At 63.8% G+C, this 12,511-nt stretch carries 13 protein-coding genes and 2 tRNA genes; 4 read left to right on the forward strand and 11 right to left on the reverse strand.

The features are described 5' to 3' along the window. Positions 1-71 precede the first annotated feature (71 nt). Together ACS5PJ_RS07345 and ACS5PJ_RS07350 are read right to left on the reverse strand one after the other, a co-directional pair. Positions 72-713 carry an aminodeoxychorismate/anthranilate synthase component II gene (locus ACS5PJ_RS07345; protein ID WP_439434265.1) on the reverse strand — a complete coding sequence of 214 codons (642 nt, stop codon included), beginning with the start codon at positions 711-713 and terminating at the stop codon, positions 72-74. Between the two features lie 169 nt (positions 714-882). Beyond that, entirely contained in the window at positions 883-1,674 is a 792-nt protein-coding gene (locus ACS5PJ_RS07350) for a class E sortase (RefSeq protein ID WP_439434266.1), read from the reverse strand. Positions 1,675-1,849: 175 nt separating this feature from the next. On the opposite strand from ACS5PJ_RS07350, the gene ACS5PJ_RS07355 reads away from it, so the two are divergent. Together ACS5PJ_RS07355 and ACS5PJ_RS07360 are read left to right on the forward strand one after the other, a co-directional pair. After that, positions 1,850-2,104 carry a cell division protein CrgA gene (locus ACS5PJ_RS07355; protein WP_439434267.1) on the forward strand — a complete coding sequence of 85 codons (255 nt, stop codon included), beginning with the start codon at positions 1,850-1,852 and terminating at the stop codon, positions 2,102-2,104. Between the two features lie 34 nt (positions 2,105-2,138). Then, positions 2,139-2,744, forward strand: a complete 606-nt coding sequence (locus ACS5PJ_RS07360) for a DNA-3-methyladenine glycosylase I (RefSeq protein ID WP_439434268.1) — start codon at positions 2,139-2,141, stop codon at positions 2,742-2,744. 228 nt (positions 2,745-2,972) lie between these two features. On the opposite strand, the gene ACS5PJ_RS07365 is transcribed toward ACS5PJ_RS07360, so the two are convergent. From ACS5PJ_RS07365 to ACS5PJ_RS07375, 3 genes are all read right to left on the reverse strand, one after another. Continuing rightward, positions 2,973-3,440, reverse strand: a complete 468-nt coding sequence (locus ACS5PJ_RS07365) for a carboxymuconolactone decarboxylase family protein (protein ID WP_439434269.1) — start codon at positions 3,438-3,440, stop codon at positions 2,973-2,975. Between the two features lie 572 nt (positions 3,441-4,012). Continuing rightward, complete coding sequence (locus ACS5PJ_RS07370; RefSeq protein ID WP_439434270.1) at positions 4,013-4,891, reverse strand: rhomboid family intramembrane serine protease; 879 nt, start codon at positions 4,889-4,891, stop codon at positions 4,013-4,015. Between the two features lie 9 nt (positions 4,892-4,900). Next, a complete protein-coding gene (locus ACS5PJ_RS07375) occupies positions 4,901-5,446 on the reverse strand; it encodes a peptidylprolyl isomerase (protein ID WP_439434271.1) in 546 nt (181 codons plus the stop codon). Between the two features lie 155 nt (positions 5,447-5,601). Between ACS5PJ_RS07375 and ACS5PJ_RS07380 the strand changes: the two genes are divergently transcribed. Then, a complete protein-coding gene (locus tag ACS5PJ_RS07380) occupies positions 5,602-6,573 on the forward strand; it encodes a hypothetical protein (protein WP_439434272.1) in 972 nt (323 codons plus the stop codon). Between the two features lie 154 nt (positions 6,574-6,727). Continuing rightward, positions 6,728-7,603 carry a glycosyltransferase family 2 protein gene (locus ACS5PJ_RS07385; protein ID WP_439434273.1) on the forward strand — a complete coding sequence of 292 codons (876 nt, stop codon included), beginning with the start codon at positions 6,728-6,730 and terminating at the stop codon, positions 7,601-7,603. 11 nt (positions 7,604-7,614) lie between these two features. On the opposite strand, the gene ACS5PJ_RS07390 is transcribed toward ACS5PJ_RS07385, so the two are convergent. From ACS5PJ_RS07390 to gyrA, 6 genes are all read right to left on the reverse strand, one after another. After that, on the reverse strand, positions 7,615-8,568 hold the full coding sequence (locus ACS5PJ_RS07390; protein ID WP_439434274.1) for a DMT family transporter: 954 nt from the start codon (positions 8,566-8,568) through the stop codon (positions 7,615-7,617). 71 nt (positions 8,569-8,639) lie between these two features. Then, a tRNA-Ala gene (locus ACS5PJ_RS07395) sits at positions 8,640-8,715 on the reverse strand. Positions 8,716-8,787: 72 nt separating this feature from the next. Then, on the reverse strand, positions 8,788-8,952 hold the full coding sequence (locus ACS5PJ_RS07400) for a DLW-39 family protein (protein ID WP_439434275.1): 165 nt from the start codon (positions 8,950-8,952) through the stop codon (positions 8,788-8,790). 19 nt (positions 8,953-8,971) lie between these two features. Further along, positions 8,972-9,045: transfer RNA gene (locus tag ACS5PJ_RS07405), tRNA-Ile, on the reverse strand. A gap of 98 nt (positions 9,046-9,143) precedes the next feature. Next, positions 9,144-9,806 carry a DUF3566 domain-containing protein gene (locus tag ACS5PJ_RS07410; protein WP_439434276.1) on the reverse strand — a complete coding sequence of 221 codons (663 nt, stop codon included), beginning with the start codon at positions 9,804-9,806 and terminating at the stop codon, positions 9,144-9,146. Continuing rightward, positions 9,803-12,481, reverse strand: coding sequence for a DNA gyrase subunit A (gyrA, locus tag ACS5PJ_RS07415; protein WP_439434277.1), 2,679 nt, complete (start codon positions 12,479-12,481; stop codon positions 9,803-9,805). Before gyrA ends, ACS5PJ_RS07410 begins: the two co-directional genes overlap by 4 nt. Between the last annotated feature and the right edge of the window lie 30 nt (positions 12,482-12,511).

Here is a 12,511-nt window from a genome sequence, read left to right on the forward strand (position 1 = left end):
ACGCCCAAATTTCCCTTCCGGGAGGGCGCGGAGTGACCCCGCGTTGCGCTTTGCCACGGGCGGGCGGGCGGTCAGTGCTGGATGAGCGGACTCAACGTGGCAGCACGTGCGGCAACGCCGGTCATGCCCAGCGACTCAAGCCAGTTGCCGAGCATCTGGTAGCCACCCTCGGTCAGGACGGACTCCGGGTGGAACTGCACGCCGGACAGGGGTGCGGTCCGGTGCTGGAGGCCCATGACGACGCCGGAAGCAGTCTCGGCGGTGATCTCCAGGACGTCGGGGATGGTTTCCCGGACGGCCGCCAGCGAGTGGTAGCGCGTGGCGGTCAGGGGGGAGGGGAGCCCCGCGAACACGCTGGTGCCGTTGTGCTCCACCAGGGACGTCTTGCCGTGCATCAGTTCCGGGGCGTGGGTCACCTTGCCGCCGAAGGCTTCCGCCAGGGCCTGGTGTCCCAAGCACACGCCGAACATCGGCTTGTTGTTTTCGCCGCACCATTTGATCAGGTCAATGCACACGCCGGCTTCCGCCGGGTTGCCTGGGCCGGGGGAGATCAGCACGCCGTCGCGGGTTTCGGCCATCTCAATGGCCTCGGCAAGCGTCACGTCGTCGTTGCGGACAACCGTGGTTTCCGCGCCGAGCTCCTGGAGGTAGCCCACCAGGGTGTAAACAAAGCTGTCGTAGTTGTCTACGACCAGGATCTTAGTTGTGGTCATGGCTGACTTACGGAACCAATCGTTGAGTCGGTGAATTGAGTGAAATCTGACATCCAGGGAAACAGGAACTGGACCATGAGGACCAGGGCGCCCGCCACGAGCACCAGGGACTCGAGGATCCGAAGCCAAAGCGGGCCGGGCAGGTGGCGAAAAATCCAGCCGTACATACTCAGCCTCCCCCTACTGCTTCCGCAACCTGGGCCGCGATTTCGGCGGGCGGTCCAGCCGAGGCCGGCCGCCAGCTGTCCAGTAGGGCGTAGGCGATGATGCGTTCCTCTGCGCCGAAGCGCGGATTGCAGCTGGTCATGGTGAGGAAGCTTTCAGTGGGGGTGACACCCGGGCGGGAGGGGACAGGTTCCAGGACGTCGGTGCGGGACGGCATCACTATCTGGTTGTTTCGGAAGACGTAGATGAAAAAGCCGTCCTTGGTCTGGACGAAGATTTTGTCGCCCGGCACCAGTGTGTGGATATTGTCCAGCACGGCGCCGTGGGTCTGCCGGTGACCGGCCACGGCGAAGTTGCCGACGGCGCCGGGCATGGCCGTATTCGAGTAATGGCCCAGTCCCAAAGTGTCCAGCACGTCGCCGGTGGTTCCCTGCACGATGGGCCGGGTGTAGCTGTTGCCGAAACGTGGGATGTACATGATGCCGATGGTGCCCGCATGGCCTGGGGCGGTGGCGACGGCGGGGGGACCGTAATCGACAGGGGCGCTGGGTGCTCCGGGCGCGGCATCCGGCTGCGGTGCAGGGGTTCCGCCGAGCTCATGGGCAAATTCCTTGATGACGGCGCTCTGCCTGGCGTCCGACTCCACGTTGGTCCACCAGAGCTGCCAGGCCACAAACAGCAGCAGGATAATGCCCGCGGTGATAAGAAGTTCGCCGACCACCTGGACAGTTCCGCGCAGGACAGCGGCGCGGGCGGCCGGCACGGTGGCGGGCCTCGCCTTCTCCTGCAATACCACGCGTTCTCCTGTCGGGGCGGTCGCGATGGGCGTTGGGATGCCCTGAACTACGGCTAGAATTGACTGCTAGTAAGAATCCAGATTTGACCAAGATCGCGCTGACCGCTGGCAACTTCCTTCTTGCAGGATATCAAGCCCGCGCGGCCGAGCTTGCCCAGTCCGCCAAGGAGAGCACGTGCCCGAGTCAAAGCCACGCAGGAAGACTTCCACCGCCACGCAGCCCGCTTCCGCGGCGCAGGCATATAAGCCCAACGCGGTCTGGTTCAAGCCTGTCATGTTCGGCCTCATGATCATCGGGCTTCTGTGGATCATCACGTTTTACATCAGCGAAGGCCGGTTCCCCGTCCAGGCGTGGGGATCATGGAACATCATGGCGGGCTTCGGCATCGCCATCGTCGGGTTCCTGATGACCACGCGCTGGCGTTCCTGACCCTGCCCGGAGGACGCAGAGGACGGCGGCCCCCATGGAAGGTACAGTAACGGGCGACGACGGCCTGGCCCGCCCGCCGTGGGCATCAAACGACCCCTTGCTGCGCGAGTATTACGACACTGAGTGGGGACTCCCCGTCAGGGATGAGCAGGGGCTTTACGAGCGCATCAGCCTGGAAGGATTCCAGGCCGGCCTTTCGTGGGCCACCATCCTGCGCAAGCGCCCTGCCTTCCGCGAGGCATTCCACAGTTTCCAGCCTGATGCTGTTGCCGCCTACACAGACGCTGACGTTGAGCGGCTGCTTCAGAATCCGGGCATCGTCCGCAACAGGCTGAAGATCCGGGCGGCAATCGGCAACGCCCGGGCCACCATTGCCCTGAGGGACCAGGGTGGCCTCGTCGACTTCGTCTGGCAGTACCAGCCACCGGCCACGCCGGAACCCGCCACCCACGCGGACATCCCCACACAGTCAGTTGAATCGGCGGCATTGTCCAAGGCACTGCGGAAGCATGGGTTCTCGTTTGTCGGTCCCACCACCATGTTCGCGCTGATGGAAGCCATCGGCATGGTTGACACGCATCTCCTGCACAGCCACCGCCGCGGTTCCTCGGGGATTTGGCCGCAAGGACAGAACAGCTAGCCGCCACCCCAGGGGCCGTTTTTCCCCAGCTGTTGGGAAAGTTATCCACAATGTGCATAACTTCAGAAACCCAGAGGGAACGCGCACCGGCTGCAGGCCTCACCGTACCGATCCGGTCCAGTCCCTTCCGGGGCCCGGTTATTAACAGTGTGAATTAGCTGTGGATAACCGCTCCCAGACAGCGACGCCGGCGTATGCCAGCCGCGGCGCGCCGTCGCAGTGCGGCGTTCAGCGCTCCCGGGTGACCGGGTGGTGGCTGATCACTGACACCCGGTTGAACGCATTCATGGTGATGACCAGCCAGCTGACTGCAGAAAACTGTTCAGCGCTCAGGTGTTCCCGCGCAGAGGCCTCCTCGTGCTCAAGGATGCGGTGCTCCGGAAGCTCTGTGATGGCCTCAGCCAAGGTGAGGGCTGCCCGCTCCTTATCCGTAAAGAGCGACGTCTCCCGCCACGCGGGCAGGACAGCAAGCCGCTGAAGGCTCTCACCGCCCGTGATGGCATCCCGTACGTGCATGTCCAGGCAGTATGCGCAGCCGTTGAGCTGGGAGGTCCGGACGTTGAGCAGTTCGACGGTCTTGCGGTCGATCCCGGCTTCGTCGGCGGCGTCCCGGGCCTTGAGCCCCAGCCCGTTCAAAGCCCGCCACACTGACGGATGCTGCTTGTCGAGGAAGATGTGTTGGGTGGTGGTGCTCAAGGCGGTCCTCCTGCTGGGGCTTCTCTGGCGCGGAACGATAGCTGCTGCATCCACCCTCCCATATGTCGGGTTTTCCACTTACTAACAGTGGACTACCCACAACTTATCCACAGCTGTGGACAACAATCCACAGCTCCCGCCGCTCATAGCTCTCACGAGCCATGGCTGGGCAAACACCGCGGGCTAACTACATGGCCGTAAGTTATTAACACTGTGAATAACCCTGTTGAAACCGGCCTTCCACGCGCCGCCCGGGGGCCTGGAATGGCCCCCAATGGCGGGGATTTCAACAGGCATCCCGAAAACAGGCCGGTTTTCCACTTACCCACACCCATCCCGGATGGGTTTTCCACAGTTGTGGACTGATGCCTCCCGGGAAATGCCAAAATTGCCGGACCGGCGCGGACTCAGGTCAGGATTCCGGATGAACTACACCCATGTAAGTTACCAACAGTGTGGATAACCCCTGTGGATAACCGGACACCGGTGTAGTCAGCACAAAAGACCCCGGTGTCCTGATTGGGACACCGGGGTCTTTTGTTTGACCAGTGGGGCTGAAGTTCGGCGCGACGTCAGCCGGCGGCCACGCGGATCCAGCTGACCAGGACCAGGAGGGCAATCACGGCAGCCAGCCCCGCACTCTGCAGCAGGCCCTGACGCTTGCCGCGGGGAGCGTACGCAACCACGGCGGCACACAGAGCTCCCGTGACCAGTCCGCCCAAGTGCGCCTGCCAGGCGATCTGGGGCACCAGGAAACCGATGACGCCGTTGATCGCTATCAGCACCCAGAGCTGGCGGGTGTCCCCGCCGCGCTGCCGCTGCACGACCAGCATGGCGCCGAAGAGCCCGAAAATGGCACCGGATGCACCCACAACTCCCACCGGGCCCCCGGGCGGGAGGAGCGGGGTCAGGACCAGATAACCGACCGACCCGCCAATGGCCGAAACCAGGTAGACGGCAAGGAACCGCAGCCGGCCGAGGAGGGGCTCCAGCGCCTGGCCGAACATCCACAGCATGTACATGTTGAGCACAATGTGGAGGATGAAGCCCTGCGAGTGGAGGAAGGCCGACGTCAGCAGGCGCCACGGCTCGAAGGCTCCGAATTCAGGAGCGGCATAGACCGAGGCGAACGCGAGGTTCCTGAAGACAGCGTCGGCTGGAATGATCCATTGCAGCACGAAGAGCAGGGCGCATGCCGCGATGAGGCCGAATGTCACCAACGGTTTACCGGACGCAACGGCGCCGCCGTAGACCGTCCTGACGTCCGGCGTCGAACGTTTTGTTTCGTTGACGCAGTCAACGCACTGGAATCCGACGGCGGCCGCCCGCTGGCAGTCCGGGCACGCAGGGCGCCCGCACCGCTGGCAGCGCACGTAGGAGGGCCGGTCCGGGTGCCGCGGGCACACGGGAACCTGGGCGGACGGCTCAGCCGCCGGAATTCCGTAGCTCATGCGTTGGGGTTAGAGCTGCTCGATATCGATGCTGTTGATGGTGACATCCTCAACCGGGCGGTCGCCCATGCCGGTGCGGACTCCCTCGATGGCGTCGACAACCTTCTTGGATTCGTCGTCAGCCACCTCGCCGAAGATGGTGTGCTTGCCCTGCAGCCAGTCCGTGGGGATGGTGGTGATGAAGAACTGTGAGCCGTTGGTGCCCTTGCCCCCCTGGAGGCCGGCGTTGGCCATGGCCAGTTTGTACGGGGCGTTGAAGCTGAGCTCGGGGTGGATTTCGTCGTCGAACTTGTAGCCCGGTCCGCCGACGCCGCGGCCCAGCGGGTCTCCGGCCTGGATCATGAAATCTTTGATGATGCGGTGGAAGATGGTGCCGTCGTAAAGCGGTGTGCCGGTCTTGTCCTCGCCGGACTCCGGGTGCGTCCAGGCCTGCTCGCCGGTGGCGAGGCCAACGAAGTTTTTGACCGTCTTGGGCGCGTGGTTGCCGAAGAGGTTAACGACAATGTCGCCGAGGCTGGTGTGGATGGTTGCTTTTGCTGTTGCGATTGCAGTCATACCGCTCATTCTTTCACGGCAGGTCAACGCAGCGGCGGCTCCGCGGACAGTTCCGCGCTGGGTGAAATCGGCCGTGAATCCGCTGGAAGAATAGCCGGTGCAGGTCAATCCACGTAGGCTAACAACAAAACCGTCACATTAATCGGGAGGTAGTTGTGAAGAAATCGGATCGTATTGCCCGTGACCTTGAGCAGTCAGTCAACAACGCAGTCGAGTACGCAAAGGACTGGGCATCGCCCCGCGTGGAGGCAGCAGTGGACTGGGCAGTGCCCCGCCTGCAGCACAGCCTGGATACCGCTTCTCCCAAGATCCAGGAAGGGCTCAAGACCGCGGCCCACAACCTTGCCGACGGCGTCGCTACAGTGACACCGCGCATCCAGGACGGACTCGCGCACCTCGCGCCCAAAATCCACGATGCCGTAGAAGGCACCACCCCGCGCCTCCACGAAGCACTGGACAAGGCCACCCCGGCTATCCTCAATGCCCGCGACCGCGTCGTGGTCGAATACCTGCCGCGTCTTTCGGACCAGATCGGCCACGCCTCCGAAGCAGTCCACCGGACGCTTGAGAGTGCGCCGGCCCAGGTGGATGCCGTGGCCCGCAAACTCGGAGATGTTGGCATTGTCCACACCCTCCAGGACCAGGCACAGACAGCAGGCACCCACATCAAGGCGGCGGCCCACGAAGCGGGCAAAGCCGTGGGCATCCAGCTGGCGCAGCCGGAAAAGCCCAAGAAGCGTGGCTGGCTGGTATTCGGGATCATCGCCGCGGCAGTCGCCGCCGGTGTTGCCGCCTGGAAGGCCTCCAAGCCGGTCGAAGACCCGTGGAAGACCCCCTCGCCTGTGACGCCTACCCCGGCTCCGGTTCCTGCCACCACGGTGAACGACGTCAAGGACGCCACGGAGGATGCTGCGGCCAAGGCCGCCGCCGCCACGGCCTCAGGAGCCGGCGTCGTTGCCGACACAGCGGACGATGCTGCAGCGGACAAGGAGTCAACCGATGAGCCGGCCAAGCACCTCGCCGACGATTCAGCGGACGCCGCCGCGAAGGGTTCAACGGATGCCAGGACGGCCATGAAGAACATCGCCTCGAACATGAACGGTTCCACCGACAACACCCAGCACTAGGACTTACCCGCCGCTGAACAGCGGCGTAACCGAAGGGGTTCCGCCCAGTGACCATCTCACTGGGCGGGACCCCTTCAGTGTTTTCCCGATGTTACCCGCGTCATTACCTTCCGCGCCGGCGGGACGGGTGTGGATCGGTGCTAAATTTGGACTGATGTCAGCCGATAAATCCTCTGGGGATGCCTTGAACGACGCAGCACAGCTGCCCCGCGTGTCCATTGTCATCCCGGCTTACAACGAGGAAAGTGTGATCCGGCAGTGCCTCATTGCTGCGATCTACCAATCGGTGCCGGCCCACGAGATCATCGTGGTGGACAACCTCTCAACGGACCGCACAGCGGCCATAGTCGGCCAGATGCAGCTTGAGTACCCCGAGAGCCCCATCCTCCTCCTGAGCCAGGACCAGGACCAGGGGTTGATTCCCACCAGGAACTTCGGCCTGAACAGCGCCACCGGAGACATCCTGGGACGCATTGACGCGGATTCAGTGGTGGAACCGGACTGGGTGGAGCAGGTCCAGAAGGCCTTCCAGGACCACTCAGTCCAGGCTGCCACCGGGCCCGTGGTCTATTACGACATGCCGATGCGCCGCTTCGGGCTCAAGGCGGATGACAAGATGCGCCAGCTCATGCTGAAACTCGCCAAGCATCAGTACCATTTCCTCTTCGGCTCCAATATGGCGCTGCGCGCCTCCGCCTGGGAGACCATCCGGGCTGAAACCTGCCGCGACGAGAAGGACGAGATGCACGAGGACATTGACCTCTCGCTGCACCTTGCCGACCACGAACTCAAGGTCCAGTACTGGCCGCAGATGGTGTCAGGGATGTCAGCCCGCCGGCTAGAGGATTCGCCCCGCGACTACCGCTACTACGTGACCCGCTTCGACCGCACCTACAAGGCCCACAACGTCAAGAAAATGGCGCTCAAAGCGCCCATGGTGGTGTTCTTCTCCGTCTACTTCCCGGCGAAGCTCCTGCGGGCGATCCACACCGTGAACACCGCCCAGCCCGTCCGCCGCGGCGGTCAGTAGCGCCGCAGGCGTCAGTCCGTTCCCAGCTCCGCAAGACGGTCCGACGGCGGTTCTCCCGTTTTAGTGCCCGCCTCACCGTCAGCGCGGCGCTGCCGGGCGGCACCGGAGCGCTGGCCGAGAACCACCACGGCCAGGCCCACGAGGATAAAGGCCAGTCCTGCATAGGTACCGCCGGGAAGCGTCTCATGCAGAAACACGGCAGCCAACAGGGCCGCCCCGGGGATCTCCAGCAGAATGATCATGGAGACCAGCAGCGGGCTCATGGTGGCCAGCAGGTGATTGAAGGCCGTGTGTCCGACCAATTGGGCACAGACGGTGATGGCTGCGATCCCGAGCCATCCCGCGGCGTCGAACCCCACCAACGGCTGGCCGCTGAAAAGTGCCATCACGGCCACGAGGGCAGCGCACATCCCGTAGCACAGGGTGGTGTAGGTTCCCGTGGTCATGGTCTGGCGGGCTTTGCCGCCGGCCAGGGTGTAGAGGCCGGCAAGCGCCCCTCCGGCTACCGCCAGCAGGTCTCCTAACAAGGCGTCAGGGGAGGATCCCATATCGAACCCGGTGATGGTGACGACACCGCCAAAGGCGATACCCAGCCCCACCAGCACCTGCCAGCGGTGCCGGGTTCCCCGGAAAAGCTGGAACACGGCGATCCAGGCCGACTGCAGGCACACCAGCGCAGTAGCGGCAGCCACGGACGTGAGCTGGAGGGAAGTGATGAAGCAGGCAAAGTGCAGGGCCAGCGCCACGGCGGCCAGGAGTGACCAACGGAACTCGGGCGCCGTCACCCGGCCGAACTGCCGCGGTTCGCGGACCAGCGTGGGAGTAGCCATGACGGCGGCCCCAATGGCATTGCGCCAGAAGGCAATGGCGAGGGCGCTGACCGTGGTGGCACCGAGGGTCGCAGCGATCAGTGGCCCGGATGAGGCCACGCCCAGGACGCCGATGGCCGCCAGAAAGAAGTTCACCGTTCAACCCTAATGGTCTGCTTAAAGAAAAAAGTCCCGGACAGCGTTTCCGCTGTCCGGGACCCTCCTTATGGTGGAGGCACGGGGACTCGAACCCCGAACCCCCTGCTTGCAAAGCAGGTGCGCTACCAATTGCGCCATGCCCCCATAAGAAGCAACCCGTCAATCATACCCTAGAACAAGGAAGCCATTTTTCAGCTTCCGGTCCGGGAATCCGGCCTATTCGACCGTGTCGGTCGACTGGCTCCAGACTGTTTTCCGGGCCTCGGATTCCTGTGCTTTCCTGTAGAGCAGGACGCCTGCGACCGCAGCTGCAAGTACCAGCAACTTCTTCACATGCACCCCGTTCCGGTCCTGTCTGCCTAAGCAGACCTGACCTTCCATTGAACCTGCACAGGTTCCGTGGGCGTACCAGGACTTGAACCTGGGACCTCTTCGTTATCAGCGAAGCGCTCTAACCGCCTGAGCTATACGCCCCGATGCCTCATCGGGCCGAGATATGACTGTACAGCACATCCCGGCCCGATCTCAAATCGAGGCATTTCCCGGGCAAAACTCCCGGAAATTGCGGGTTTTCAGTCGTCCGTGAGGGTAACGCCGATGCCGCCCACCAGGGTGGCGGAAATGTTGTAGAGCACCGCGGACAGCATGGACAATGCCGTCAGCAGCACAACGTTCACCACGGCAATGATCGTGGCAAACGAAGCCACCTGGCCAAGGGAAGCGACCTTCTTCAGTTCGAACCCGCCGCCCTCGGAACCCGCGAGGGTCCCCAGGAGGCTGTCCACCTGATCAAAGATGCCCGTGAGGTCCAGAACGGTCCACAGCACAATGGCAGCGACCACGGTGACGATTCCCAACGCCACCGACAGCAGGAATGCCATCTTCAGCACAGACCACGGATCCACCTTGCTGATCAGGAGCCGTGCACGCCTGACCTTGGCCTTGGGGGCAGGCTTGACCAGTCCAGGCTGGCCCTGGGCGGGTCGCTGGCCTTGCTGGGTCTGCGGGGGCCTGCCCTGCGCGGGCCGCTGGCCGGCCGGTCCCTGCGCCGGACGCTGGCCGGGTGTGGCGGGACGCTGGCCGGGAGCGGCTGCCCGCTGGCCCGGAGCGGCGGCCGGTGCCGCCGGCCGCTGCTGCGGCCTGACGGGCGCATTCACCCGGGGTGCCGCCGCGGGCTGCGGGGCACCGGCGGGGACATTGTTGTTCGGCTTGGGATATGAGTCGGGATTACTCACTCGTTACCTCCGGTGTAGTCTTCGTTCGGCTCAGCGTCGCCGGAGGCATCCTCTGACTCAACAGCCGGTGATGTTTCTGCCACTGATGCTGACCCTGCGGATCCCTCGGGGGACCCGGCCTCTTCAGCCAACGTTACGTCATCGTCCGCGGATTCATCGCCCTCGAGGCCGCGTTCGCTGTTCCTGGCGACTTCAATGATGCGGTCGTTTTTGTCCGGCTTGGCGAAGATGACACCCATCGTGTCGCGCCCCTTGGCAGGGACACCCGCCACGGACGAGCGGACAACCTTGCCGCCCTCCATGACCACCAGGACCTCATCTTCCTCCTGGACGATCAGGGCACCGACCAGGTGGCCGCGTTCCTCCTGATACTTGCCCACCTTGATGCCCAGGCCGCCGCGGCCCTGCAGGCGGTACTCCTCCACGGCCGTCCGTTTGGCGAAGCCACCCTCGGTAACGATGAAGACGAAGGAGCCGTCAGTGACGACGTCGGCCGCCAGCAGTTCATCATCCTCGCGGAACTTCATTCCCGTGACGCCCGACGTCGCGCGGCCCATGGGCCGCAGGGCATCATCCGTGGCTGTGAAACGGATCGACTGGCCCATCCGGGACACGAGCATCAGATCGTCCGTCTCGGAGACCAGCTGGGCGGAGACAAGCTCGTCTCCATCCCGCAGGTTGATCGCAATGACCCCGGCGGAACGGTTGGTGTCGTAGTCCTCCAACCGGGTCTTCTTGACCAGGCCGCGCTTGGTGGCAAGCACCAGGTACGGTGACTGCTGGTAGTCCCTCAGGTCCAGGACCTGGGCGATGTGTTCGTCGGGCTGGAAGGCCATCAGGTTGGCAACGTGCTGGCCCTTGGCATCGCGGCCGGCTTCGACCAGTTCGTAGGCTTTGGCGCGGTAGACGCGGCCCAGGTTGGTGAAGAACAGCAGCCAGTGGTGCGTCGTGGTCACAAAGAAGTGCTCCACCACGTCGTCCCCGCGGAGCTGGGCACCCTTGATGCCCTTGCCGCCCCGCTGCTGGGAGCGGTAGTTGTCGCTGCGCGTGCGCTTGACGTAGCCGCCGCGGGTGATCGTGACCACCATCTCCTCTTCGGGGATCAGGTCCTCCATGGACATGTCACCGTCGAAGCCCATGAGGATTTTTGTCCGGCGGTCGTCGCCGTGCTTGGCGACGATCTCGCCCAGCTCGGTGCTGATGATTTCCCGCTGGCGCTGCTCAGATTCCAGGATGGAGGTGTACTCCGCGATCAGTGCTTCGAGTTCGGCATGACGGTCCTGGATCTTCTGGCGCTCCAGGGCTGCCAGGCGGCGCAGCTGCATGTCCAGGATGGCACGGGCCTGCAGTTCGTCAATATCCAGCAGTTCCATCAGGCCGTCGCGCGCGGCTTCGGTGGTGTTGGAGGCGCGGATGAGCGCAATGACTTCATCCAACGCGTCCAGTGCCTTCAGGAGAGCGCGCAGGATGTGCGCTTCTTCTTCGGCCTTGCGCAGGCGGTAGCGGGTCCGGCGCGCAATGACGTCCATCTGGTGGGTTACCCAGTGGCGGATGAATGCGTCCAGGCTCAGGGTGCGCGGCACGCCGTCGACGATCGCGAGCATGTTGGCGGAGAAGTTGCTTTGCAGCTCGGTGTGCTTGTAGAGGTTGTTCAGCACCACCTTGGCCACGGCATCGCGCTTGAGCACAATGACCAGGCGCTGGCCGGTACGGCCGGAGGTCTCATCGCGGAGATCCGCAATGCCCGAAATCTTTCCGTCCTTGACCAGTTCCGCGATCTTGATGGCCAGGTTGTCCGGGTTGGCCTGGTAGGGCAGTTCGGTGACAACCAGGCAGGTGCGCCCCTGGAGTTCCTCGACGTTGACCACGGCGCGCATGGTGACCGAGCCGCGGCCGGTCCGGTATGCGTCCTCAATGCCCCTGTGTCCCAGGATGGTTGCCCCGGTGGGAAAATCCGGGCCCTTGACGCGCAGCAGCAGCTCTTCGAGCAGCTCCTCGCGGGTTGCGGTCGGATTCGACAGGTACCACTGGACTCCGTCTGCCACTTCGCGCAGGTTGTGCGGCGGAATGTTGGTGGCCATGCCTACGGCGATGCCGGAGGAACCGTTGACCAGCAGGTTGGGGAACCGTGCCGGCAGGATGGTCGGCTCCTGGTTCTTGCCGTCATAGTTGTCCTGGAAGTCGACGGTTTCCTCGTCGATGTCCCGGACCATCTCCATGGCAAGCTGGGCCATTTTGGTTTCGGTGTACCGGGGGGCGGCAGCGCCGTCATTGCCCGGTGAACCGAAGTTGCCCTGGCCAAGGGCCAGAGGGTAGCGCATGGTCCAGTCCTGGATCAGGCGTACCAGGGCATCGTAGATCGCAGTGTCGCCGTGGGGGTGGTACTGGCCCATGACCTCGCCGACCACACGGGCGCACTTGTTGAAGGAGCGGTCCGGCCGGTAGCCGCCATCGAACATCGCGTACAGCACGCGGCGGTGCACCGGCTTCAGGCCGTCCCGGACGTCAGGCAGGGCGCGGCCCACAATAACGGCCATGGCGTAATCCAGGTAGGAGCGCTGCATTTCAGTCTGCAGGTCCACCTGTTCCACGCGGTCGATCAGCACATCGCCTTCAAGCACGTCGTCCGGAAGATCGGCGGACTCCGCCGGGTTCTCGGGTGTCTCGTCACTCATCGTTTATATTTTCCGTTTCAGGTATATGTC

Origin of the sequence: Pseudarthrobacter cremeus (genome assembly GCF_051857465.1) — a bacterium.
Taxonomy (GTDB): Bacteria; Actinomycetota; Actinomycetes; order Actinomycetales; family Micrococcaceae; genus Arthrobacter.

What these genes read in the sequence shown, in the direction of transcription:
- ACS5PJ_RS07375 (WP_439434271.1), bottom strand. Translation starts at nt 5,446, where the DNA reads ATGACTGCAATCGCAACAGCAAAAGCAACCATCCACACCAGCCTCGGC.
- ACS5PJ_RS07400 (WP_439434275.1), bottom strand. Translation starts at nt 8,952, where the DNA reads ATGGAAGGTCAGGTCTGCTTAGGCAGACAGGACCGGAACGGGGTGCAT.
- ACS5PJ_RS07360 (WP_439434268.1), top strand. Translation starts at nt 2,139, where the DNA reads ATGGAAGGTACAGTAACGGGCGACGACGGCCTGGCCCGCCCGCCGTGG.
- gyrA (WP_439434277.1), bottom strand. Translation starts at nt 12,481, where the DNA reads ATGAGTGACGAGACACCCGAGAACCCGGCGGAGTCCGCCGATCTTCCG.
- ACS5PJ_RS07345 (WP_439434265.1), bottom strand. Translation starts at nt 713, where the DNA reads ATGACCACAACTAAGATCCTGGTCGTAGACAACTACGACAGCTTTGTT.
- ACS5PJ_RS07385 (WP_439434273.1), top strand. Translation starts at nt 6,728, where the DNA reads ATGTCAGCCGATAAATCCTCTGGGGATGCCTTGAACGACGCAGCACAG.
- ACS5PJ_RS07370 (WP_439434270.1), bottom strand. Translation starts at nt 4,891, where the DNA reads ATGAGCTACGGAATTCCGGCGGCTGAGCCGTCCGCCCAGGTTCCCGTG.